31 protein-coding genes are annotated in these 22,746 nt (G+C 68.3%); 22 read left to right on the top strand and 9 right to left on the bottom strand.

Translation table 11 applies throughout. From position 1 onward, the window contains the following. Positions 1-174: 174 nt before the first annotated feature. Positions 175-1,383: an outer membrane protein assembly factor BamB family protein gene (locus J4H91_RS04135; RefSeq protein WP_208044987.1), complete on the top strand. Its 1,209-nt coding sequence runs from the start codon at positions 175-177 to the stop codon at positions 1,381-1,383. Between the two features lie 100 nt (positions 1,384-1,483). Here the strand turns inward: J4H91_RS04135 and J4H91_RS04140 are convergent, their stop codons facing one another. From J4H91_RS04140 to J4H91_RS04155, 4 genes are all read right to left on the bottom strand, one after another. After that, complete coding sequence (locus J4H91_RS04140; RefSeq protein WP_208044988.1) at positions 1,484-1,849, bottom strand: thioredoxin family protein; 366 nt, start codon at positions 1,847-1,849, stop codon at positions 1,484-1,486. Further along, positions 1,846-2,112: a hypothetical protein gene (locus J4H91_RS04145; RefSeq protein ID WP_208044989.1), complete on the bottom strand. Its 267-nt coding sequence runs from the start codon at positions 2,110-2,112 to the stop codon at positions 1,846-1,848. The genes J4H91_RS04140 and J4H91_RS04145 overlap by 4 nt, the downstream gene beginning before the upstream one ends. Positions 2,113-2,150: 38 nt before the next feature. Then, positions 2,151-2,534: a thioredoxin gene (gene trxA, locus J4H91_RS04150; protein ID WP_341783441.1), complete on the bottom strand. Its 384-nt coding sequence runs from the start codon at positions 2,532-2,534 to the stop codon at positions 2,151-2,153. An 83-nt stretch (positions 2,535-2,617) separates the two neighbouring features. Beyond that, positions 2,618-3,319, bottom strand: a complete 702-nt coding sequence (locus tag J4H91_RS04155; protein ID WP_208044991.1) for a thioredoxin domain-containing protein — start codon at positions 3,317-3,319, stop codon at positions 2,618-2,620. Positions 3,320-3,426: 107 nt separating this feature from the next. On the opposite strand from J4H91_RS04155, the gene J4H91_RS04160 reads away from it, so the two are divergent. From J4H91_RS04160 to J4H91_RS04180, 5 genes are all read left to right on the top strand, one after another. Beyond that, a complete protein-coding gene (locus J4H91_RS04160) occupies positions 3,427-3,984 on the top strand; it encodes a hypothetical protein (RefSeq protein WP_243752598.1) in 558 nt (185 codons plus the stop codon). Continuing rightward, positions 3,981-4,367 carry a BlaI/MecI/CopY family transcriptional regulator gene (locus J4H91_RS04165; protein WP_208044992.1) on the top strand — a complete coding sequence of 129 codons (387 nt, stop codon included), beginning with the start codon at positions 3,981-3,983 and terminating at the stop codon, positions 4,365-4,367. Before J4H91_RS04160 ends, J4H91_RS04165 begins: the two co-directional genes overlap by 4 nt. A gap of 4 nt (positions 4,368-4,371) precedes the next feature. Continuing rightward, positions 4,372-5,352: a M56 family metallopeptidase gene (locus tag J4H91_RS04170; RefSeq protein ID WP_208044993.1), complete on the top strand. Its 981-nt coding sequence runs from the start codon at positions 4,372-4,374 to the stop codon at positions 5,350-5,352. A 34-nt stretch (positions 5,353-5,386) separates the two neighbouring features. Beyond that, the gene (locus tag J4H91_RS04175; protein ID WP_208044994.1) at positions 5,387-5,551 is read left to right on the top strand and encodes a hypothetical protein; all 165 of its coding nucleotides are present in this window, start codon (positions 5,387-5,389) and stop codon (positions 5,549-5,551) included. A gap of 97 nt (positions 5,552-5,648) precedes the next feature. Continuing rightward, complete coding sequence (locus J4H91_RS04180; RefSeq protein ID WP_208044995.1) at positions 5,649-6,401, top strand: NlpC/P60 family protein; 753 nt, start codon at positions 5,649-5,651, stop codon at positions 6,399-6,401. 33 nt (positions 6,402-6,434) lie between these two features. On the opposite strand, the gene J4H91_RS04185 is transcribed toward J4H91_RS04180, so the two are convergent. Then, positions 6,435-6,731, bottom strand: coding sequence for a metal-sensing transcriptional repressor (locus J4H91_RS04185; RefSeq protein WP_208044996.1), 297 nt, complete (start codon positions 6,729-6,731; stop codon positions 6,435-6,437). A gap of 109 nt (positions 6,732-6,840) precedes the next feature. Between J4H91_RS04185 and J4H91_RS04190 the strand changes: the two genes are divergently transcribed. The 5 genes from J4H91_RS04190 to J4H91_RS04210 all read left to right on the top strand — a co-directional run bounded on the left by J4H91_RS04190 (position 6,841) and on the right by J4H91_RS04210 (position 10,113). Then, complete coding sequence (locus tag J4H91_RS04190; RefSeq protein WP_208044997.1) at positions 6,841-7,026, top strand: hypothetical protein; 186 nt, start codon at positions 6,841-6,843, stop codon at positions 7,024-7,026. Between the two features lie 29 nt (positions 7,027-7,055). Continuing rightward, the gene (gene trxA, locus J4H91_RS04195; protein ID WP_208044998.1) at positions 7,056-7,415 is read left to right on the top strand and encodes a thioredoxin; all 360 of its coding nucleotides are present in this window, start codon (positions 7,056-7,058) and stop codon (positions 7,413-7,415) included. Positions 7,416-7,582: 167 nt separating this feature from the next. After that, a complete protein-coding gene (locus tag J4H91_RS04200) occupies positions 7,583-9,016 on the top strand; it encodes an MBL fold metallo-hydrolase (protein WP_208044999.1) in 1,434 nt (477 codons plus the stop codon). Between the two features lie 10 nt (positions 9,017-9,026). Then, a complete protein-coding gene (locus tag J4H91_RS04205) occupies positions 9,027-9,800 on the top strand; it encodes a sulfite exporter TauE/SafE family protein (protein WP_208045000.1) in 774 nt (257 codons plus the stop codon). Next, positions 9,754-10,113: a rhodanese-like domain-containing protein gene (locus J4H91_RS04210; protein WP_341783437.1), complete on the top strand. Its 360-nt coding sequence runs from the start codon at positions 9,754-9,756 to the stop codon at positions 10,111-10,113. Before J4H91_RS04205 ends, J4H91_RS04210 begins: the two co-directional genes overlap by 47 nt. A gap of 16 nt (positions 10,114-10,129) precedes the next feature. On the opposite strand, the gene lgt is transcribed toward J4H91_RS04210, so the two are convergent. Beyond that, positions 10,130-10,984: a prolipoprotein diacylglyceryl transferase gene (gene lgt / locus J4H91_RS04215; protein WP_208045002.1), complete on the bottom strand. Its 855-nt coding sequence runs from the start codon at positions 10,982-10,984 to the stop codon at positions 10,130-10,132. Positions 10,985-11,081: 97 nt separating this feature from the next. Here lgt and J4H91_RS15470 point away from each other — a divergent pair, with 97 nt between their 5' ends. The 4 genes from J4H91_RS15470 to J4H91_RS04235 all read left to right on the top strand — a co-directional run bounded on the left by J4H91_RS15470 (position 11,082) and on the right by J4H91_RS04235 (position 14,078). Beyond that, positions 11,082-11,495: a YidH family protein gene (locus J4H91_RS15470; RefSeq protein WP_341783438.1), complete on the top strand. Its 414-nt coding sequence runs from the start codon at positions 11,082-11,084 to the stop codon at positions 11,493-11,495. A gap of 7 nt (positions 11,496-11,502) precedes the next feature. Next, on the top strand, positions 11,503-11,847 hold the full coding sequence (locus J4H91_RS04225; protein ID WP_208045004.1) for a DUF202 domain-containing protein: 345 nt from the start codon (positions 11,503-11,505) through the stop codon (positions 11,845-11,847). Positions 11,848-11,991: 144 nt separating this feature from the next. Continuing rightward, entirely contained in the window at positions 11,992-13,011 is a 1,020-nt protein-coding gene (locus J4H91_RS04230; protein ID WP_208045005.1) for an alcohol dehydrogenase catalytic domain-containing protein, read from the top strand. Further along, positions 13,008-14,078 (top strand): flavin monoamine oxidase family protein, encoded by a 1,071-nt coding sequence (locus J4H91_RS04235; RefSeq protein ID WP_208045006.1) that lies wholly within the window; start codon positions 13,008-13,010, stop codon positions 14,076-14,078. Before J4H91_RS04230 ends, J4H91_RS04235 begins: the two co-directional genes overlap by 4 nt. A 139-nt stretch (positions 14,079-14,217) precedes the next feature. Here J4H91_RS04235 and J4H91_RS04240 read toward each other — a convergent pair whose 3' ends face one another. The 3 genes from J4H91_RS04240 to J4H91_RS04250 form a co-directional block, all read right to left on the bottom strand. Next, on the bottom strand, positions 14,218-14,547 hold the full coding sequence (locus J4H91_RS04240; RefSeq protein ID WP_208045007.1) for a hypothetical protein: 330 nt from the start codon (positions 14,545-14,547) through the stop codon (positions 14,218-14,220). Then, positions 14,544-15,851 (bottom strand): MFS transporter, encoded by a 1,308-nt coding sequence (locus J4H91_RS04245; protein ID WP_208045008.1) that lies wholly within the window; start codon positions 15,849-15,851, stop codon positions 14,544-14,546. The genes J4H91_RS04240 and J4H91_RS04245 overlap by 4 nt, the downstream gene beginning before the upstream one ends. 144 nt (positions 15,852-15,995) lie before the next feature. Continuing rightward, positions 15,996-16,472, bottom strand: coding sequence for an Lrp/AsnC family transcriptional regulator (locus tag J4H91_RS04250; RefSeq protein ID WP_208045009.1), 477 nt, complete (start codon positions 16,470-16,472; stop codon positions 15,996-15,998). A gap of 111 nt (positions 16,473-16,583) precedes the next feature. On the opposite strand from J4H91_RS04250, the gene J4H91_RS04255 reads away from it, so the two are divergent. From J4H91_RS04255 to J4H91_RS04285, 7 genes are all read left to right on the top strand, one after another. Beyond that, complete coding sequence (locus J4H91_RS04255) at positions 16,584-17,834, top strand: PatB family C-S lyase (protein WP_208045010.1); 1,251 nt, start codon at positions 16,584-16,586, stop codon at positions 17,832-17,834. Continuing rightward, positions 17,831-18,298: a RidA family protein gene (locus J4H91_RS04260; RefSeq protein WP_208045011.1), complete on the top strand. Its 468-nt coding sequence runs from the start codon at positions 17,831-17,833 to the stop codon at positions 18,296-18,298. The genes J4H91_RS04255 and J4H91_RS04260 overlap by 4 nt, the downstream gene beginning before the upstream one ends. Positions 18,299-18,390: 92 nt before the next feature. Further along, complete coding sequence (locus J4H91_RS04265; protein WP_208045012.1) at positions 18,391-19,788, top strand: APC family permease; 1,398 nt, start codon at positions 18,391-18,393, stop codon at positions 19,786-19,788. Positions 19,789-19,820: 32 nt separating this feature from the next. Further along, positions 19,821-20,900 carry a branched-chain amino acid aminotransferase gene (locus tag J4H91_RS04270; protein WP_208045013.1) on the top strand — a complete coding sequence of 360 codons (1,080 nt, stop codon included), beginning with the start codon at positions 19,821-19,823 and terminating at the stop codon, positions 20,898-20,900. Positions 20,901-20,969: 69 nt separating this feature from the next. Then, the gene (locus J4H91_RS04275) at positions 20,970-21,317 is read left to right on the top strand and encodes a carboxymuconolactone decarboxylase family protein (RefSeq protein WP_208045014.1); all 348 of its coding nucleotides are present in this window, start codon (positions 20,970-20,972) and stop codon (positions 21,315-21,317) included. A gap of 106 nt (positions 21,318-21,423) precedes the next feature. Continuing rightward, a complete protein-coding gene (locus tag J4H91_RS04280) occupies positions 21,424-22,314 on the top strand; it encodes a LysR family transcriptional regulator (protein ID WP_208045015.1) in 891 nt (296 codons plus the stop codon). Between the two features lie 117 nt (positions 22,315-22,431). Beyond that, positions 22,432-22,713 (top strand): hypothetical protein, encoded by a 282-nt coding sequence (locus tag J4H91_RS04285; protein ID WP_208045016.1) that lies wholly within the window; start codon positions 22,432-22,434, stop codon positions 22,711-22,713. Positions 22,714-22,746: the final 33 nt, after the last annotated feature.

Raw genomic sequence — 22,746 nt, forward strand, 5'->3', positions numbered from 1 at the left:
CCGGCGGTTGCCTGCTCCGGGCGGTGAGGTGCCCGGCGCACCGAGAAGGCGCCTGGAGGTTCTGCCCGGACCGGTCGGTTACTATGGCGCATAGTAGATTTCCCGTATGTCGGAGCGGGCTTCGCCCTTGAGTCGGCTGCGATCATCCGATTCGATCTTCAGGAGGCTCACCGAATGAGACGTCCCCAGCTCACCTTGACCGCGCTCTGCCTCGTGATCGGGGTGGGCGTCGCCGGGTGCAGCGGTGCTCCTGGAGAGTCGGATGCATCGGCCGCTGCCGCTGCATCGGCGACGCGCACGCTGGAGCCCGCAGCAAACGATCTCAACCTTCCCGCCGACTATGAGGACCGTGCGGTCATGGCCACCGACTGGCACCTCCCACCCGAGGAGATGGACGGCGTCTTCGTCGGTGAACGGCTGATCGGGGAAGAACAGGACGGGACGATCGATGTCGTCGCCGTCGACGCCTCAGGCGCGATCCTCTGGGAGCTCGAGGGCCCGCCCGCCGTGCTCTGCTCCGGAACGCTCATCCACACGACCAGAACCGCCGAGGGACAGGCGATCGTCGTCGTCACCGACGTCGAAGAGGACGCCCTCGCCACCCCGACCCTCACCGCCTACGACATCACGAGCGGGGAGCCGGTCTGGGGGCCGGTCGACATCCCGGGCTTCCGTCGCGGCCCGGGCCTGGTCTACGAGGACGCCCAGCATCTGGATCAGGGGACGGCGGTCGCCAAGGTCGCACTCGACTCGGCGACCGGGGACGTCATCGCGCGGGGGAGCGAACTGTCCGATCGGCATATCGTCGGCGAGGCATCGGGCACGCTCATCACGGTGACGAACACGGCGCTCGAAGGATCCGTCCTCGAAGACGACGGGCCATCGAGCACCGTCTGGTCGATCCCGCTCGCCGAACGAAGGTGGAACGCGGAAGACATCGCGAACCGCAGTCACCCAGACGACCTCGGCGACGAGTACGTCGCGATCCCGAGCGGACAGGGCGTGGCCGACATTATCCGCATCGACACGGGCGAAGCCGTGCTCACCGGAGCGCAGCAGGTGAGCTACGACCCCCAATCCGGTGCGCTGGTCGCCGCCACCGGGAACCGGGTATTCGGCGTGCATCCCGGTGAGGAGCCGTGGAGCTACGAAGCCGACGAGGACGTGCTCCTCATGGGCGCCGGCGACGGGCTCGGCTACGCGCAGGGCGCCGGCGACCTGATCGCGCTCGACCTCCGCACCGGAGAGCCGAAGACGCCCCGCTTCGTCGCGGGAGCCGACCGCGCCGACGCGCCGCTCATCCCGAGGAGCGTGTCGTCGACCGGAGCCGCGGTCGTCGAAGACCTCGAAACCCGCTACTTCGTGGCCGCGCCGTCAGCGTAGGGCAATCGCGGGATCTCCGGTATCGCGTCACGGCAGTGGTGCCGGCGCCTGCTCGCTCAGGCTCGCCAGTCACCAATCCTGATGCAGGTGAAGGGCGGCGTCAGTCCGCGGTGAGGCCCTGGAGCGATGCGCGATAGGCCTCCATGTCGAGCTGCTGCGCGTCGGTGATCATCTGCTCGAGTTCGGCCTCGGGGATGGGGCCGAGGCGGGAGAAGACGCGCAGTCCGTCTCGGTAGACCAGCACGAGCGGCACGGTCGTGGCGGTGAGCCGCGCCGCGAGGTCCGGTTCGGCAGTGATGTCGATCGTCCCGAACGGGAGGCCTGGGTGGGTGGCGGCGACCTGCGCGTAGACCGGCGCGAAGCTGCGGCTGGCTTCCTCGTCAGGTGAGGCGGCGCACACCACGATGGCGCCTCTGGCCGTGACGGTTTCCGTGAATGATGCGGCGGTGAGAGTGAACGTGGTCATTCGTGCCATGACTCCTTGAGGTTCGTCGCGGGCGACAACTCCACCAGCGAACGGGCGTCCGGGACGGGCATCGACGCAGTATCGGCGCGATGCCTGGATCGCGGTGCGCCGAGCTGCTGCGGGCAGCGCCCGGTGGCCGACAACGCCCCGAGGAGCAGCGCCCCAGCGGCGAGCATCACGGTGAGCGCGAGATCATGGTTGATCCCCGAGGAGATCGCCGATCCGGCGAGCAGGGTCGCCATGATGCCCTGGGCGACTCGCATGCCGATAGTGGCGGTGAGCGGGCAGCCTCCCATTTCGGTCACTGCGTCCCGCCGTTCTGGGCCTGCTGCTTCGCGACCTGTTCACGGACATCGTCCATGTCGAGGTCGCGCACCTGGCTGATGAGCTGCTCGAGCCCAGGCTCCGGCAGCACTCCCGCCTGCGAGAACACGCCGATACCGTCCCGGAAGACCATGAGCGTCGGGATCGAGGTGATGCGGAACATCGCGGCGAGTTCCTGCTGCGCCTCCGTGTCGATCTTGCCGAAGACGATGTCCTCATGGGTGTCCGACACCTTCTCGAAGATAGGGCCGAAGGCGCGGCAGGGACCGCACCACGCGGCCCAGAAGTCCAGCAGCACGATGCCTTCGCCGGAGAGGGTCTGCTCGAAGGTGTCCTTGGTGATCTCGATAGTGCTCATGATGCGGTGTAGCGCTCGGGGAGCGCCTCGTCCTTTCTCGGATGGTAGGGGTGTTGCATGATCGGAATATTCGGAACGCCCATGTGTCACTCGTCCTGCTCGTGCAGTGCGGCGTCGATGTTCTCGATGAACGCATCGGTGGGCTGGTAGCCGGAGATAAGGTCGCCGTTAAATTCGAAGGAGGGCGCCCGGGTGACCCCGCCGCTTCGGGCCTCCTGCTCGTTCGCCTCGACAGCTCGTTCAACCTCGGGGGAGGCGAAGTCGATCTTGAAGCGCTCCACATTGAGGCCGAGCTCGTCGGCGAGCGCGATGAGGGACTCCTCGCTCAGCTCGTCGTCGGACGCGCCTTTCGGGTTCGCCATGAGCGCATCGTGATAGGCGAGGAACTCGTCCTGCAATGCTGCGGCGTAGACGGCTCGCGCACCGCGTTCGGATGCCTCGCCGGAGAGGCCCGTATCGCGCCAGACGACGCGGAGATCGCCGTCGTCGATGTAGCGCTGCAGCTTGGGGAGGGTCTTGCTGTTCCAGTGGCTGCAGAACGGGCATTGGTAGTCGGAGTAGATGACGAGTTCGACCGGGGCGCTCTGCTCCCCGATGACGAGAGGATCCTCGGCGGAGGCGCGTTCGGTCTGCCAGGCCGCCTGCTGTTCCGCGGTCGGCTTCCCGCCGTTCGTCTCCCATCCGCGCTGCAGCAGGAACGAGCCGACGAGGACGAGGGCGATGATCCCGAAGATCGTGAGCGGGACGCCGACGGCGACGTTCGGGGGACGTCGGGCGCCATCGGTCACGTCGCATCCTCTCGGGTCGTTCACAGACTGGGTCGCGAGTATTGCACTCGTTACTATCCTCAATAGTAGACTATGGCGGGTAGTCGAGTCCGATGAAGGGAGACCGGATGGCGCAGCGCATGACTTTCGCCGCGGCACGAGAGCAGTTCGTGCTCGCTGGGCGGGGCCTGCGCTCGTGGACGCCCCGGCAGTACGTCGTGGCCGGGGGAGCGGCCGTCGCGTTCGGGTTGCTGGTGGGCGTCGTCACGGTGCTGATCCCGAATTCCTGGTTCGCTCGCGACATCGGCACGGTGTGGTGGAATTACCCCGTCTGGATTCTCACCTCGATCGGCGCGGGGATGCTCACCGCCACCTACGTCAAGCCCCGGGGAGCCGAAGCTGCGGCTGCGGATGAGACGCCGGCCGAGCGTCGCACCACGCGGATGGGGATCGCCGGCGGGCTGCTGACCTGGTTCGCGGTCGGCTGCCCGGTCTGCAACAAGATCGCCCTGCTCGCGCTCGGCTACTCCGGCGCCATCACCTGGTTCGCGCCTTTCCAGCCCGTCCTCGCCATCGCGGCGATGCTCCTGACGGGGCTTGCGCTCGTTTGGCGGTTGAAAGGCCAGGTCGCGTGCCCTATCTCACCCGCCACAGCGCCCGCACAGCAGTTGGAGCCGACCACATGAACGAGCACGCACAGCATCAGAGCTACACCGGCGACCCGGCGCGTCTGGGCGCGCTGGAATCACAGGTGATGGACCTCCTCTGGGAGGGCAACCCGTTCACGGTGCGCGGGATCATCGATCGGCTCCCGTCCGATCCCGCGTACACGACGATCTCAACCGTGCTCGGAAACCTGCGCAAGAAGGGCCTCGTGTGCACCGGGAAGGACGGATACGCCACCCTGTACGGCGCCTGCGTGAGTCGTGACGAGCATGCGGCGCGGATCATGGAGCACGCGCTCGAGGAGAGCGGCGACCGAGCAGCGGCGATCCTGCGCTTCGTCGACGGGATGCCCGACGCAGAGCTCGAGATGCTCCGCCGGCACTTGCTAGGGGAGACGGGGTAGGGCCGTGACCGCGACGCTCATGACGCTGCTGCTGTCGGGGGTGATCCTCCTCGCCGCCATCGGTGGCCCTTGGGTGGTGCGGCAGGCCGCGCCCGCACTGGCCTCCGCGCCGCGCTTCGCCGCGTTCGCGCTGACCGCGAGTGCGCTGCTCTGGATCGCGGCGCTCGTGGCGCTCGGGCCGGTCGTCGCGTGGATGAGCAACGGACCGGCCTGGCTCCCGGATCAGGCGGCGGAGATCTGCGGCCGCTGCCTGAGCGCGGCATCGCCGTTCGGGCGGTCCGCGGTCACGCTCGGGGTGCCGGCCGTCGTGCCGCTCGCACTACCCGCGCTCGGGATCATCGCCGTGCTCGCCGGCCTCACCCGGGAGCTGTGGCGCGTCCGCCGCTCCCAGGCTGCGCTTGCTGCGGCGATTCTCTCGTCCAGCAAGACGACGACGATTCAAGGTCGGCGAGTGCGGGTGACGCCAGAGAGCAAGCCGCACGCGTTCAGCCTGCCGCGCCGGCACGGCGGCATCGTGATCTCGCGCGGTGCGGTCGCTGCGCTGTCGAGTGACGAGCTTGCGGCGGTGCTCGAGCATGAGTGGGCGCACCTGTCCCAGCGCCACCATCTCTGGTTGACGGTTCTGAACGGGGCGACCGGATGGTTCCGATGGATCCCGTTCATCCGCGCCATCCGCGAGACCGTGCCGCACTACTTCGAGATCGCCGCCGACGAAGCGGCGAAGCGCAAGACCGGCACCACGTCTCTCGCGGGTGCGCTACTCAAACTCGGGCAGCCGGGCACCCCGGAGACCAGCAGCCCGGTCGTGGCCCACGCGGCGCTCCATGCCGCCGGCCCCGAGCGGATCCGGCACCTGCTCGGCCAGCCCCGTCCGCCCGCGAGCGTGGCCCTGGCCGCCGCCGCACTCGCCTACGCGTTCATGCTCGCCGCCGCGACCATCGCGGTGCACTGGCCCTACCTGCTCGCCCTCCTCACCGGATGCTGAACCCTCAGCCTCCCGACCCGAAAGGACACCCCTGATGAGCGCTCTCGCCGCAACAGCCACCGCACCCAGGCCGAGAAAGCCCAGCGTCGGGCAGGTCGTCTTCCTGACCGCCTCGGCCGCCTTCTTCGCCATCGCCGTCGCCCTCGTCCCCGTTTACTGCGTGGCGTGCGGCGACATGGCCTTCGTCGCCACCCCGTAAGCCCCACCTCGCGCCGTAGACTTCGGTCGCGGCCCCAGCACGCCCTTCACCCTGGCGCCCTGCGTACGGATACGCAGGCACGAGCACCGGAGACTGCATGACCCCCCAGCACCAGCGCACCGAGACCGCAACGACCGAGGGCAGGCGCCCGGGAAGCGGGCCAGCACGCGGCCGACGGGCCGCGCAGGCGGTCGGCGCCGCAGCGCTGAGCATCGGCATGGTCGGCACGTTCAGCCTGCCCGCCAACGCGGTCGCCCCGGAGGTCACCAACGTCACCCTCGATGACTTCGCCGTCCCGGCACAGACGCTCCGCACGGTCGACGCGGACGCGGAGGCCGTGCCGCTCTCCGCGCCGGAAGCCGAGCTGAGCGCTGAAGCGCTCGAACAGGACCGGCTGGCCGCGGAGGCCGAAGCGCAGGCGGAACAGGTGGAGCAGGCAGCGGCCCGGGCCGAGCAGGCGGACGCCGCCGCGCCGAAGCCGCTGGGGAAAGACATCCCGGTGGGGGAGGGCGCCCAGGGCATCGTGGATGCCGCCCTCGCGCAGCTCGGGGTCCAGCAGGACTGCACCGACCTGGTGCAGAACTCCCTCGCCGCGATCGGCGTCATCGATCGCAGAGACGCCGGCGGCTTCGACCTCGGCCCGTCCTCGGGCGAGTACGTCGCCCTCGGCGGCACGATCGTCACGAGCGGAGACTACGCCCCGGGCGATGTGCTGTTCTGGGAGGGCCGCCACAACGCGATCTACATCGGCAACGGCCAAGCCGTCCACGGCGGCTACGGCGGGGATCAGACCGTCGTCGCGAGCGCCTACCTCGACGGCCCGCCGGAAACCGTCGTCCGCTTCGGCTGAACCGAAACGGGCGCCGAGCATCCGGCGAGCGGGCTAGGCGAGGGACAGGAACAGCTTCTCGAGCTCGTCGGGCCCGGTCTCGTGCTCGGCCTCCGGGTTCGACAGGCATTCCTGCAGCGAGGTCGAGATGATAAGGAATCCCGCCCGGTCGAGCGCTTTGGTGACCGCGGACAGCTGCATCACCACGTCACGGCAATCGGCGTCGGATTCGACCGCGTCGATCACGGCGGCGAGCTGACCCTGCGCGCGCTTGAGCCGGTTGGCCACTTTCCGCTTCGCCGCAGCATCGTGGCCCGTAGACGGCGACTCCGCCGGAGAATCCTTCTTCACTGCCCGCTCCGTTCTCTTGCCTTGACACGAATAATACCCCAGGGGGTATAGTGTTCACAAATACCCCCAGGGGTGTCCGTGTTGCAGTTGATGTGAAAGGAAGTGAGCGATGTGCCGACCGGTGACATGCAAGACGTGCGGCAAGACGACCTGGGCTGGCTGCGGCCAGCACGTCGCCATGGTCAAAGCGAGCGTGCCGGCCGCGCAGTGGTGCAACGGCAAGCACACCACCGCCGAGATCGACGCGGCCCGCTCCGAGCGGGGCGGCTTCTTCGCCCGGCTCTTCGGTCGATGAATCACCCACCCCGCTGACAAGGAACCCGAATGACTACACGCAACCTCGCTCTGGACGACTTCGAGCGCACCATCTCCGAGGGCATCGTCCTCGTCGATTTCTGGGCGGCCTGGTGCGGCCCGTGCCGCGCATTCGCGCCGACATTCGAGCGCGCCTCCGAACAGCACCCCGACATCGTCTTCGGAAAGGTCGATACCGAAGCCGAGCAGCAGCTCGCCACAGACTTCCGGATCACCTCGATCCCAACCCTCATGGTGTTCCGCGACGGCATCCTCGCCTACTCCCAGGCGGGCGCCCTCACCGCGCCGCAGCTCGAGCAGCTCATCCAGGGCGCCCGCGATCTCGACATGGACGACGTGCGCCGCCAGCTTGCCGCACAGACCGTCTGACCCGCACCTTCGCACCGAGAGGATTTGATTATGTGCGCACGCATCACCTGTTCCACCTGCCAGAAACCGAGCTGGGCCGGTTGCGGTCAGCATATCGAGGAGGCGCTCGCGGGCGTCCCCGAAGCCGACCGCTGCCACTGCGAGTAACCGACGAGAGGAGAACCCCAATGCTGCTGGAACGCATCTACGACGAGGATCTCGCGCAGGCGAGCTACATCATCGGCTGCCAGGCGAACGGGGAAGCGCTCGTCGTCGACGCCAGACGTGACATCGCCGTCTATCTCGACATCGCCGAGCGGAACGGCATGCGCATCGTCGGCGTCACCGAGACCCACATCCACGCCGACTACCTCTCCGGCACCCGCGAACTCGCCGCCGCGACCGGCGCCCCGATCTACCTCTCCGACGAGGGCGGCCCGGACTGGACATATGGATCCGAGTTCGACGAGTCGCCCGCCGGTCCCGCGATCCGCATGAAGCACGGCCACCAGCTCAGGTTCGGCAACATCACCGTGGAAGCCGTGTACACCCCCGGCCACACGCCTGAGCATCTGTCGTTCCTCATCACCGACGGCGCGCAGAGCACGGAACCGGGCTTCATGCTCACCGGCGACTTCGTATTCGTCGGCGACCTCGGACGCCCCGACCTCCTCGACGAGGCGGCCGGCGGCGTCGACACCCGCTTCCAGGGCGCCAAGGACCTCTACGCGAGCCTGAAGCATCGCTTCCTCACCCTGCCCGACTACGTCCAGGTACTTCCCGCGCACGGCTCCGGCTCCGCCTGCGGCAAGGCGCTCGGCGCGATCCCGACCAGCACGGTCGGGTACGAGCGCAACTTCTCCTGGTGGGGGAAGCACTTGCAGAACGACGACGAACAGGGCTTCATCGACGAACTCCTCTCCGGGCAGCCCGACGCGCACGCCTACTTCGGGCGCATGAAAACGCAGAACAAGACCGGCCCCGCAGTGATCGGCGAGGCTCCCGGGCTGCGCGAATACACCGCCGGGGAGCTGAGCGACGCGCTCGCGGAGGACGCCGTGATCTTCGTCGACACCCGTCACCACGCCGAAGTGCATCAGGGCACCGTCGCCCGCTCGCTAAACGTGCCGGGCATCGCGAAAGCCGCGAGCTACGGCGCCTGGGTCGTGAACCCAGAGGTCGAGGAGCGCCCGCTCGTCGTGCTCGCAGCCTCCCGAGAAGAGGCCGAGCAGCTGCGCGACCATCTCATCCGTGTCGGCATCGACACCGTGCGCGGCTACATCACCTCGCTCGACGGCCTCGACCTCGCCGTGCCGAAGCTCATCGAACCCGAGGAGCTCGACAGTTTCGAGCACGTCATGCTCCTGGACGTACGCAACAAGACCGAGTACGCCGACGGGCACCTGCCCGGCGCAGCGCAGCTCTCCGGCGGCCGCGTCATGTGGCATCTCGATGAGCTTCCCTTCTCCGATGCCGGCACGATCGTCACGTACTGCCAGAGCGGCGCCCGGAACAGCGTCGCCGCGAGCGCGCTCCGCCGCGCGGGCTACGACGTCGCAGAGCTCGACGGCAGCTACCTCGGCTGGATCTCGATCCCCGGCCACGAACCGGTCACCGCCTGACGCAGTCGGGATGGAACTCACGCTCATCATCGCGTTCGTCCTCGCCCTACTCGTCGGTCTGTCGCTCGGGTTGCTCGGCGGGGGAGGGTCGATCCTCACGGTACCGATCCTCAGCTATGTCGTAGGCCTGCCGCCGCGCGAGGCGATCGCCTCCTCACTGTTCATCGTCGGTGCCACCAGCGCCGTCGGCGCCCTCCGGCATGCCCGCGCCGGGAGAGTGCGCTGGAAGACCGGGCTGCTCTTCGGCGTAGCCGGTATGGTCGGGGCTCTGCTCGGTGGGGTCGTCGGCGACTTCGTGCCCGGCGGGATCCTCATGGTCCTGTTCGCGATCATGATGGTCGCCACCGCGAGCGCGATGATCCGCGGACGGAAGACCGCTGCCGATCGGGTTCAGACCGAGGACCGGAGATCGGTACCGCGCGTCCTGGGTATCGGCGTGCTCGTCGGGTTCGCGACCGGCCTCATCGGCGCCGGCGGCGGGTTCCTCATCGTCCCCGCACTCACCCTGTTCGCAGGGCTCCCGATGGTGGTCGCCGTCGGCACCTCCCTGCTCGTGATCGTCATGAACTCGCTGGCCGGGTTCGCGGGAAACGCCCTCACGGTGCCCCTCGACTGGCCGTTCGTGCTCGCGTTCACCGCGATCGCGGTCGCAGGATCTCTGGTCGGCGCGAAACTCGCCGGCCGCATCCCGGAGCGGGCTCTGCGCCGAGGCTTCGGGTTCTTCGTCCTCGCGATGGGTGCGCTCGTGCTCATCCAAGAAGTCCCCCCGCTCATTCCCATCTGACCCGTCTACCCTGAAAATCCGACAGAGAAACGGAGCGCACATGTCTATCCTGTTCGATTGCCGCACCCCCGACGAGTATGCCGAAGGGCATCTCGAGGGCGCGAAGCTGCTCGACTTCCTCGGCGGAGAAGCGACGGCCGCGATCCCCACGCTGGATCCAGAGGCTGAGTACCGGCTCTACTGTCGCTCCGGTAACCGCTCCGAGCAGGTGAAGCATCTCATGCAGCAGGCCGGGTTCACCAACGTCGTCAACCTCGGCTCCCGCGACGAAGCCGCCGACGCTACCGGCCTCGCGATCGTCACCGGAGCATGAGGGGCCCGAGCAGCGCCTACGCCACCTCGGCAGTCGCCGCGTAGGCGGGCTGCGGTTCACGCCCGTGCCGTCGCTGCTGCACGACGAGGATCACGATGCCGAGCAGGATCGCGGCCCCGGAGGTCCAGATGTTCGCGGGGATGCCGAGCGGGGCGTCGCTGGACGGGTCGATGCGGATGGCTTCGAGCCAGGAGCGGCCGAGCCCGTACCAGATGAAGTACACGCCGATGCTGCGCCCCCAGCCCATCGTCGTCCGCCGCTCGAGCAGCAGGATGATCCCGATCCCGATGAGGTTCCAGAGCATCTCGTACAGGAACAGCGGATGGAACAGCGTCCCCGGTGCGGTGCCGGCGGGGAACATCGCCGCATCCGGGGAGATCTCCAACCCCCACGGCAGCGTGGTGGGCAGCCCGAACAGCTCCTGGTTGAACCAGTTCCCGAGCCGACCGATCGCCTGCGCGGCCAGCAGCCCCAGGGCGAGAGCGTCGACGGCGATCGAGAACGGGATGCGACGCCGCCGGCAGGCGATCCAGATCCCGAGCGCACCGCCGAGGAGCGAGCCGAAGAGGGCGTTGCCGCCATCCCAGATCGCGAACACGTCCCATAGGTTCGCACCCGGATAGAAGTAGTCGCCGACATGCGTGAAGACATGGTAGAAGCGCGCGACGACGATGCCGAGCGGCACCGCCCAGACGACGATGTCGAAGACGAAGCCCTCCGGCACACCGCGCCCCCGCAGTCGCCGCTCGGTGATGAGTGTGGCGACGAGGATGCCGGCGAGGATGCACAGCGCGTAGGCGTGGATGGTGAGCGGCCCGACGCTGAAACTCGCCCAGCTCGGGTCCGGGCTCGGGATACTGGCGGTGAGCACTCCGCCTCCTTTCCGCGTTGTCGGCCGGTTTCGTCCGTCGACCGTCTCCGACTCTGCCAGACCGGCATGGCCGTCGCCTGAGATACTGGAGGCATGCGTGAACGACTCGACAGGCGAGCTCGCCGTGCCCGGTGAGGACACTCCGGACGATGAGCGCGGGCGCCTGTCCCGGACGGTCTTCCCGGGCGGGACGGAGCCGGATCCCAGGTTCACGCTGGCGAACGAGCGCACGTTCCTCGCCTGGATCCGCACCGCGCTCGCATTCATCGCCGGCGGCATCGCGTTCGAAGCGCTGACCGGGTCGGCGTTCGAGGGGCCGCTGCGGCTCGTCATCTCGATGCTTCTCGTCGTGTTCGGCCTGCTCATCGCGGCGGGGGCGGCGGTGAGGTGGTGGCGCGTCGAGCAGAGCATGCGCCGTCGACGGCCGCTGCCGGTCCCGCTCATCGTGCCTGTGATGAGTGCGGGTCTCACCGCCGCGGTCGTGGTCCTCATCGTCCTGGTGTTCCGGTGAGGGCGCGATGACGCCCGAGGACCGGCATGCGGCACGGGTGAGCGCCGATCCCGGGCTGCAGCCGGAGCGCACCTCTATGGCCTGGGGGCGGACGACGTTCGCCTTCGTCGTCGCTAGCTCCGTGTTCCTGCGCTGGCTGCCGCACTTCGGCGCACGGGTGCTGCTTCTCGTTGTCCTCGGGGCCTGCGCGGCGCTCGCGATCTTCGCCTCGCAGTTCCGGCGCTATCGCTGTTACGCCGAGGGCATCGAACGCGAGCGCTTGCACTCGGATCCGGTCGCGGTCTTCGCGATCGCGGGGATCACCGTGATCCTGGCCGGCTTCGGCCTCTGGCTGCTCGCGATCACGCCGTGAGCGTCGTGCGTCTCGCACCATAGCCGGGGGTTATCGCCCGATACACGCGGCCGGTCTACCGCACTGGCGCTCGCGGGCATAGCGTTGTCCGGGCGTAGGCCGGGCTGCACCGTGCCCGGCCGCGAACCCGAAGGAGCACCAGTCGTGACGGAGAGCATCGCGATGCGCGTCGACCCCGTACGTGGGGGACTCGTCCCCGAGCGCATCGAGCCCGCAGCCCCGGCGCCCGGCTGGGCCACGATCCGGGTGCACGCCTCCGGCGTCTGCTACGCCGACATCGGCACCAGCAAGAACATCGCGTCCGAGGCGCCGGTCACCCCTGGCCACGAAGTCGCGGGCGTGATCGCGGCGCTCGGCGACGGCGTCGACGGATGGCAGCTCGGAGACCGCGCGGCCGTCGGCTGGTTCGGCGGCAGCTGTGGGCACTGCGCGTTCTGCCGCGCCGGCGATCCGGTGCACTGCCCGGAGCGGAAGATCCCCGGCGTCTCCTACCCCGGCGGCTGGGCTGAGACGATCACCGTCCCCGCCGACGCGCTCGTGCGCATCCCGGACGGTCTCGACGACTTCGACGCGGCCCCGCTCGGCTGCGCGGGCGTCACCACCTTCAACGCCATCCGTCGCGCGGGCGTGCCCGCGGGCGGCCGCGTCGCCGTGCTTGGCATCGGCGGGCTCGGACACCTCGCGGTGCAGTTCGCCGCGAAGCTCGGATACGAGGTCGTCGCGATCGCCCGCGGCCCCGAACGGGAGTCGCTCGCCCGGGAACTGGGCGCCGACCGGTACCTCGACAGCGCCGCCTCCGCGCCCGGCGCCACCCTCCGAGAGATCGGCGGCGCCGACCTCATCCTGTCCACGGCCTCGACGACCGCGCCGCTCTCAGAGATCGTCGGCGGTCTGCGCACGCACGGCAGGCTCGTGATCATCGGCGTCGACGGCGGCACGATCGAGCTCCCCGCCGCCCGGCTCACGATGCAGTCGATCGTCGTGACCGGGCACCTCACCGGCAGCGCGCGCGACATCGAGGAGACCATGCGATTCGCGCTGCTCAACGAGGTACGGCCGATGATCCAGCGGATGCCGCTCGAGCAGGCGAACGAAGCCGTCGCCGCGCTCGAGGCGGGCAGCGCCCGGTTCAGGATCGTGCTCGACGCCAGGGACGGTCGATGACCCCCGACCGCACCGACGTCATCGTGATCGGCGCGGGCTTCGCCGGTCTCGCCGCAGCCGACGCCCTCCACCGGGCGGGGAAGTCCGTCGACGTACTCGAAGCGCGCGACCGCGTCGGCGGTCGTGCCAGAAGCGTGCGCACGTGCGGGGGATGGGTCGATCTCGGCGCGACCTGGTTCTGGGGCAATGAGCCCCTCGTGCATGAGTACGTCGAGCGGTTCGATATCCCGGTGTTCCCGCAGCACCTCGACGGGGACGCGATATTCGAGCCTGACCGGGAGCATCGGCAACGGCTCGCCGGCAATCCGATCGATGCGCCCGCATCCCGCTTCGCCCGAGGAGCTGGGGACCTCGCTCAGCGCATCGCCGAGCAGCTGCCCGACGGCGCCGTACGATTGCACGAGACTGTGGCCGCCATCGACGTGACCCCGGAACGCGCAAGCGTCACGACCGGCGCCAGCCGGTACACGGCGGAGCGGGTGATTCTCGCGGTGCCGCCCGCGCTCGCGATCGAGCAGATCGCATTCGCTCCTGCGCTGCCGGCCGAGCTCGAAGCAGCGGCGAGGGGGAGCGCCGTGTGGATGGGGAATATCGTGAAAGCCGTCGCGATCTATCCGAAGACGTTCTGGCGGGAAGCGGGGCTGGCCGGATCCGCCATGAGCTATCTCGGCCCGTTCCGCGAGTTCCACGACCACTCCGGCCCAGACGGGCAGCCGGCCGCGATCTTCGCGTTCGGCCCTTCGCAGGTGCTCGCCGCGCTCAGCAGGGAACAGGTCGAAGAAGCCTTCCGACTGCAACTGCATTCCCTGTTCGGCCCGGAGGCAGCCGACCCCTGCGAGGTCGTGCTCGCCGATTGGCGCTTCGAGGGCTACACCTCGCCGCGCGACCCGTCGCGGACCGCCGGCACCGACCGGTACGGAGCCTTCGTGTTCCGTGCGCCCGTGCACGAGCGCCTGTTCCTCGCCTCGACCGAGACCTCCCCGGGATTCGCCGGCCATATCGAGGGCGCGCTGCTTGCAGGCCGCGATGCCGCGCAGCGCATCCTCGAAGGAGTAGCGGCTGGCTGATCGCAACGGCGCAGTAGGCATCTCAACGCCGAAGCCGCAGGCGACCGATAACTGCCCGCCCGACTCATGGAGAACGGCTCGGACGCCGAACTGCTGCCCGCCGACGTCCGAGCCGCCTCGGTCCAGGAGGCGGTGTTCGCTACAGCCGGATGTAGGCGGCGCCGGCGAGCTGCTCGCGGACGAGGACGACGGGCGCCCGCTCGGAGCCGTCGACGCCCTCCGGGAGTTTCGCCGGGTCGATGCCGTGGTGCTCGAGTCCGAGCGAGCAGGCCGAGACGGACGCCCCATCGGGGAGGGCGCTCGTGTCGAGCTGCTCGATCTCGTCGAGTGCGGCGCCGTTGAGCACGATCGTCACCCGGATGCCGGGGTACTCCTCGCGGAGCATCTCGGCGATCGAGACGGCGCGGGCGGCGTCGCCGGCGGCGTAGGCGCCGTGGAGGACGACGCTCCGCTGATTCTGGTCGGTCATAGTGAACCTGCTTTCTCTTCCTGGTGTGCGGGGAGGCGGCGGATGACGAACAGGACGAGCGGGATGAGTACGATCATCGCGAGGATCGAGAGCGTCGCGAAGCTGCTGACCGCCAGCAGCGGCCCCGCGAGGAACGCCGCGATCGCGCCGCACAGGTTCGCGAGCGCGTCGACGCCGCCCTGCGAAGAGGCGCGTACGTCCGCGTCGACGGTGGAGGCGAAGAGCGCCGATCCGGCGACGTTGACGAACGACCAGCCGACGCCGAGCAGGATGAGCGAGGCAATGATCCACCCCGTCCGATCGGGCCAGACCGCGCCGAAGACGAGCGACGCGAGGAACACGACGATGCCCGTCCAGATAGAGAACCGGTGCCCGTACCGGTCGGTGAACCAGCCCACGACCGGGGCGAGCACATACATGCCGAGGACGTGCAGGCTGATCGTGATGCCCACGAGGTTCACCGTGCCGCCCTGATGCACCATGTGCACCGGCGTCATCGTCATGATCGACACCATCACGATCTGCGCGGTAAGAATCGCGACGACCGCGATCCGCGCGGGGCGGTTCGTACGGATCTCCGCGAAGATCGGGGCGAAGCGGCCACCCTTCCGAGTCGGCTTCGCCGCCCGTGCCGCGCCGGACGTCTCGTTGAGCAGCAGCAGGGGATCGGGGCGGAGGACGAGGAAGACGACGAGGCCGGCGAGCGCGAGGCATACGGCGGCGATGAGGAACGCGCCGGCGTAGACCGTCAATCCCGTGACGCTGCCGATGAGATCGCCGGGCGCGCCCAGATTCGGGCCGAGCACCGAGCCGATGGTGCCCACCCACACGATGAGCGCGAGCGATCGGGCCTTGTGGCGGGGCTCGGCGAGGTCGGTGGCGGCGAACCGAGATTGCAGACTGACGGCCGATCCCGAGCCGATGAGCAGCAGCCCGATGAACAGCGGCACGACCAGATCCCACTGCGCGGCCGGGATGAGGATCGCAGCGCCCACAGCAGCCACCAGCCAGCCAGTCGTGAGCGCGAAACGGCGGCCGCGTCTCGCCGCGAGGTTGCCGAGCGGCATGCCGAGCAACGCGGCACCGAGGGTGCTGGCGGTGCGCGCGAGGCCGGCCCAGGCCTCGTTCTGCGTGACCTCGCCGGCGAGGAGGACACCGATTGACGGCGCGACGCCGACACCGACGGTGCCGACGATCTGCGAGATCACGAGCACAATCATCGTGCGCCGCTGCACACGGGCGAGACGCGCCTCGCGGTCTGGGGATGCAGCGGGTGCGTGCGCCGAGGCGGAAGTGGTTTCCATCGATCCTTCGATCTGCTCGAGAACGGTTGTTTCACGCACCGGGCTCCCGTGATCCCGGAAGCGGCACGATGCCCTCTTAGGATACAAGAAGAATCCCAGATGCCCTTTCAGTGTTCTCGGTGCCTATCCCGTTTGCGACGCGGATCAGCTCGCGGTTCGTCCGCGCGCGGCCTTCAGATCGGGGAGGGGACGGGAAGGAACCGCCTGTTTCATGACGAAGGTGGAGTTCAGCCCGCGCAGACCGGGGAGCCGGGTCAGCGTCTTGTCGTAGAAGGCCTGATAGGACTTGCGGTCGACGGCCACGATGCGCAGCAGGTAGTCGGGCTCTCCGAAGAGCCGTTGGGCCTCGACGATCTCTGGCACCTCGGCGATTGCGGCGTCGAACTCGTCGACGGTGCCCGCCTGCATCAGCGTGGCGAACGCGATGACCTCGAACCCGAAGCCCATCAGCTCGGGATCCACGATCGCACGGTATCCCTGGATGGTGCCGGAGCGCTCGAGCTCGCGCACCCTGCGCTGGCACCGGGACACGCTCAGTTGCACCTGCCCCGCCAGGTAGGTGAGCGTCATGCGGCCATCCGCCTGCAGTAGAGCAAGTATTTTGCGGTCAATGGCATCCATGCGCACAATCATATTCATTCTTGCGAGGATTCGGGCAAAAGTAGCGAACACTTTGCCGCGGCAGTCTCCTAGCCTGGGATGCATCAGATACCCCACGAGCAAAGGACGACCGTGAGTAACGACGCTCAACAGACGCAGCCGGACAGCCCCACCGTGGAGGACGCGGCGTTGTTCGACGAGGAGATCGACCGCCGCTCCTCGAACTCCATGAAGTGGGCGTACGCCGGGCAGCTCCTCACCCCTGAGCAAGCGGCGGCCGATCCGCTCCCGATGTGGGTCGCCGACACGGATTTCAGATCCCCGCGGCCGGTGCTGGACGCCCTGCGCGACGCGGTCGACCACGGCGTGTTCGGGTACCCGGGCGGCGCCACCGAGAGCTACCTGGACGCGATCACGGGCTGGCAGGCGCGTCGGTTCGGGTGGGAGGTGGATCCCGCCTGGATCCTGCAGACCCCGGGCATCATCACCACGCTGAAGACCGCGGTGCAGGCGTTCTCGGCTCCGGGGGACACCGTGCTCGTCCAGCCGCCGGTGTACTCGCACTTCCTCGACGACGTACGCCTCAACGGCCGGCATCTCGCCTGCGCCCCGCTCGAACGCGTCGATGGCGGATATCGTTTCGACGCCGCATCGTTCGAAGCGGCCATCCAGCCCAACACCAAGCTCTTCATCCTGAGCCACCCGCACAACCCGACCGGCAACGTCTGGTCCGAGGAGGAGCTGCGGGCGATGGGCGAGATCTGCGCGAAGCACGGCGTGCTGGTGGTCTCGGACGAGATCCACGAAGACCTCGTCATGCACCCCGGCAAGCGACATATCCCGTTCGCGTCGCTCGGCGAGGAGTTCGCGCAGAACAGCATCACCTGCACCGCCCCGAGCAAGACGTTCAACCTGCCGGGCCTGCAGAGCGCGAACGTGTTCGTGCCGAACCCCCGCATCCGCGCCGAGCTCGCCAGACAGCTCGAGCGCAACATGTTCCCCCTGGTCAACGTGCTGGGCATGGTCGCCGCGGAGGCCGCCTACACCCACGGGGACGCCTGGGTCGATGGCCTCGTGCGCTACGTCCGAGCCAACCACGAGCACTTCGCGACGACGATCAATGCGTCGATCCCAGAGCTCGAGGTGCTCCCTGCGGACTCGCTCTACCTGGCGTGGATCGACTGCCGCGGCCTCGGGATGGACGCCGAGGCGCTGAAACAGTTCATGCTGACCGAGGCACGGCTCTGGCTGGACGAGGGGCAGAAGTTCGGGCCGGAAGGTCACGGCTACATGCGCATCAACCTCGGCTGCCCCCGATCGACCGTCGACGAGGCGATCCGACGGCTGCAGACCGCGATCGCCGAGCGGAGGGAACGCGCATGAGCACCGACATCGACCGGCGTCTCGCCGACCTCGGCATCGCATTACCGCTCCCATCAGCCCCGGCGGCCGCCTACCTGCCCACGGCGGCCGCCGGCCCTCTCCTTTTCATCTCGGGGCAGCTGCCTCTGCAGGACGGAGAACTGGTCGCCACCGGCCGCGTCGGAGCGCAGACGGACCTCGAAGCCGGAGCTGCTGCCGCTCGCGCCTGCGCGATCCAGGTGCTCGCGCAGGCGCGACAGTCGCTCGGCTCGCTCGAACGAGTGACACGGATATCGAAGATCACCGTCTTCGTCGCGAGCGCCCCGGATTTCACCGAGCAGCACCTCGTCGCGAACGCCGCTTCGGAGCTCCTGACGGCAGTCCTCGGTAGCGCCGGTGAACATGCCCGCTCCGCAGTCGGCGTCGCCGCGCTCCCGCTGGGCGCCGCGGTCGAGGTCGAAGCCATCTTGGAGGTCACCGGCTAGCCCTCCCTCATCCACACAATCACGAAGACGGCGGAGCCTGCAGCTGGGCCCGCCGAACCGATATCCACTTCAACGGCGAAGGAACATTGATCATGACGGCACACCCGCCTCTGCAACCCGACGATCGCACCGGTGTTTTCACCGTGCAGGCCGCTTCGGGCCGGAACCAGGACAACCTCAAACGCACCATCGGGCTGCCCGGCGCGATCGGCATCGCGGTCAATCAGATCATCGGCGGCGGCATCGTCTCGCTCACCGGGGTCGCCATCGCGATGACCGGCGGCGGCGTGTCGATCTCCTACGTGATCGCCGTGGTCGCCGTGATCATCAGCGCGATCCCATACGCCTCCCTCGCCGCGGCGATGCCGACCGCCGGAGGAACCTACGCCTGGCCGGCCCGGCTCATTCATCCCGCCGCAGGGTTCGGCCTCGCGTGGGTGCTCGCGCTCGGGAAGACGGCGCTGAGCCTGTACGGGCTGTCCGCGGGAGCGTATCTGCACGCGATCAACCCCTGGTTCAGTCCTGTCTGGGTCGCCGTCTCCCTCGTCACGATCTTCTTCCTCGCGAATCTCGCCGGGGCGGTCGTGTCGGCGCGGTTCGGCTTCGTCCTCATGATCATCATGCTGGCCGGCTTTCTCACCTTCGCGTTCTACGGGCTCGCGATGGTCGACTGGCAGCTCTACCCGGAGGTCATGCCGAACGGCCTCGTCGAACTCCTGAGCGCCGCCGCCCTGCTCTCGTTCGCCACCTCGGGCGCGTACGGTGTCGGCGAACTGGGACGCGAGATGAAGCGCCCCGGTCGGGACATCCCGATCGCGATGATCGGAGGTACGGCGATCGTCGGCGTGATCTACGTCCTCGTAGCACTGCCGGCTGCGGGCGTCCTGCCGATCTCCGAGGTCGCCGGCGAGCCGCTGTCCACCGTCGCAGCCGAGTTCCTGCCGCACGGTCTCTGGATCTTCTTCATCCTCGGCGGAGCCCTGGTCGCGATTGTGAGCACGATGAACGCCGAACTGCTCTGGGGCACCAAGGCCCTCCTCGCCGCGAGCGACGACGGGTGGCTCCCCAAGAAGCTGGGCGCCGTGAACAAGCGCTTCGGCACCCCGCACTGGCTGCTCACGATCCTCTACTTCATCGGCATCATCCCCGCGATCGCCGGCGTCGACATCGACGTCATCGGCACTGCCTCCTCGGTGTTCGTGCAGCTCATGTTCATCGTGGTCGTGATTTCCTCGGTCTTCCTCCGGTACAGACTTCCCGAGGTGCATGCCGCCTCCCCGTTCAAGCTCCCCAAAGGACTGCACTTCGCGATCGCAGGCATCGCGGTCCTCATGTCGATCTACCAGGGCTACCTGCTCATCGTCGACTTCGACCTCCGCGTCTGGGCCGCGGTCGGCGTCTGGATCCTCCTGGGCCTCATCATCGGCATCGTCAGATACCCGGCAGTGAAGCGCACCCTGGCCGGCCGCAAGACCGACGCCGAACGGTGATCCCAACCCCATACGACACGAAAGCGTCTCCTATGCTCCAATTCACCCTACCTGCGGAGAGCTCTCCCACCACAGTCGAAGAGCGCGCACGGATCCTCGCCGCCCCGGGCTTCGGCAAGCACTACACCGATCACATGGCCGTGGGGCGCTGGTCGCAAGACCGCGGCTGGCACGATCTGCACGTCGACGAACCGCACGACTTCAGCCTGCACCCGGCGACCGCGGCCCTGCACTACGGTCAGGAAATCTTCGAGGGTCTCAAAGCGTATCGGCATCCGGATCAAAGCATCTGGCTGTTCCGGCCGGAGGCGAACGCCGCACGCTTCGCCCATTCCGCGCGCAGACTCGGGCTCCCCGAACTCGATGAGCGTCTCTTCCTCGACGCCGTCACCCGGCTCGTACACACCGACCAGGCCTGGGTACCGGCGCACGGCGGAGAGACCAGCCTGTACATCCGCCCCTGCATGTTCGCCTCCGAACCGTTCCTCGGCGTGCGCCCGGCCTCCGAGGCGACGTTTTTCACCATCGCGTCTCCGGCAGGCCCGTACTTCGCCGACGGCCCGGTGGGCATATCCCTGTGGGTCAGCCGGGTCCACGCCCGTGCGACTCCAGGCGGGACGGGCGACGCGAAATGCGGCGGCAACTACGCGGCCGGCCTCGCCGCACAGACCGAAGCGCGTCGCCACGGCTGCGATCAGGTCCTGTTCCTGGACGGCGCTGAACACGAATGGCTCGAAGAATCCGGCACCATGAACGTCTTCCTGATCACACAGGACGGCGAGCTCATCACTCCCGAGCTCGGCACGATCCTTGAAGGAGTGACCCGCGACAGCGTGCTCGCCCTCGCCCGGGAGCACGGCCTGACGCCCGTGGAACGCAGAATCGGCATGACCGAGGTACGCGAACGATGTACGGCCGGCACCATCACGGAGATGTTCGCCACGGGCACCGCTGCCGCCATCACACCCATCAACAGGCTCCTCGACGGCGACGAGATCACCATCGGAGGCGGAGATCCGGGCCGCCGCACCATCGCGCTGCGCGAACACCTCCTCGGGATTCAGCACGGGACGCGCCCCGATACCCGCGGCTGGCTGACCCGCGTCGCCTGACGGACATGCACGGCGCCCCGACGACTCGATGCGCTTCCATCCCCAACACCACCCAGAAAGGACACCCCCATGTCGAACCACTTCCACGATCCCAGCGACAAGAAGTACATGCGCAAGCTGCGCGCCGCCGCCCCTGATGCGTTCGCCGGATTCGTCGGCTTCGACGAGGCGGCGATCTCGGCGCCCTCGAAGACGATCCCGCTCAAGTACACGGAGCTCATCGCCCTCGGTGTCGCGCTGACCACGCAGTGCGCCTACTGCATCGAAGCGCACACCCTGGCAGCCAAGCGGGCGGGCGCCACCGAGGAAGAGGTGGCCGAGACCGTGTTCACGGCCGCAGCCCTCCGCGCGGGCGGCGCGATCACGCACGGCTGGCTCGCGATGAAGTTCTTCCACGCAGACGACGAGACCGCCTGACACGCACGCGGCAGGCGAGGCCGGACAGACTCCAATCCTCCGGCCCCGCCCGCCTCGTTGAGCATCTCCGCACGCTGCGCAGTGAACCGAGCGATACACTGCAGCTATGGCTGAGCGCATGAACACCGAGAGCCTGCGATACGTGCAGGCAGTCGTCGAAACCGGATCGTTCAGCGCCGCGGCGCGCGCCTACGGAGTCACGCAGCCGGCGCTGTCGAACGGGATCGCCCGGCTCGAAGAGCATCTCGGTGAGTCGCTGTTCGAGCGCTCGCCCCGCGGGGTGTCGCTCACCCCGTTCGGGGCCTTTCTCCTGCCCTACATCGAGAGCGGTTTGCAGGGCTTCGACGCCATCGCGACGCAGGCGAAGAGATGGACCAGCGGCACGAATTCGACGATCCGGATGGGCGTCTCGCCGCTCATTAGCCCGGCGCTGGTCGCACGTGCCTACAGCGCCGTCTGCGGGCTCGGGCCGGCTGACACCTCGCGCGACCTCGTGCTGCGCGAGGCCAACCTCGCCGAACTCCGGAAAGCGCTCATCGCGGATGAACTCGATCTCATCGTGATTCCGTCCGTCGGCCCGCTGCCGAGATACGAGCACCGCGTCATCGATTCCGAACCAGTCGTGTTCGTCGAGTCGGAGCCTGGCACCGATGCACCGATCGAACTCGGGGAGATCGCGGAGCGACAGCTGATCCTCGTCCCGGACACGTGCGGGCTCACGACGTTCACGCGCGACCTGCTCGCCTCCCACGAACTGCCGATGCGCACCTACCCGGGGGAAGCGCTCAGCTACCGCGTGCTCGAGGAATGGTCGACCCTCGGGCTCGGCGCCGCGCTACTGCCGATCTCCCGCGTCACCGACGCCGGGCACCGCCGGGTCGTGGACGACGGCACCGACGTCGAGATCTTCTACGAGGCCGTCTGGGATCCGAGCTCGCGCATGGCCACCGAATTCGAAGAGCTCGTCGGATTGCTCCGCAACGTAGCAAGCGCATAGACCCATACTTCGGGGTTATGCCGTTATGCGTCGCGGTGGCCTACCGGGGATCGGCCGCGCGGCCTAACGTGAAGGTGGGTTCGAAGGTCGGGCCCGCGAACGTAAGAAGATCCGGACATGGCATACCTCGAAATCACGCTCCAGGTCGATGACGAGAACCGCGCGGCGGCCGCGGGCGTCTACTCGAAGTACAAGCAGCCCTTCCTTGACACCATCACCGGCGCGCAGAGCAAGGAGCTCCTCATCCGCGACGAGGACGTGCAGGTGCTCCACGGCTTCGACACCACGGAGAACGCCAACGCCTACCTCTCGACCGAGCTGTTCACGGGTGATGTCGTCCGCGAGCTCGGCCCGCTGCTCGCCGCTGATCCCGAGATCCGCGTCTATGACGTCGCGTAAGCAGGCCGCCTCAGGTCCCGCACGCTTCAGCGC

Origin of the sequence: Leucobacter ruminantium (assembly GCF_017565705.1) — a bacterium.
GTDB classification, from domain to species: Bacteria; Actinomycetota; Actinomycetes; order Actinomycetales; family Microbacteriaceae; genus Leucobacter; species Leucobacter ruminantium.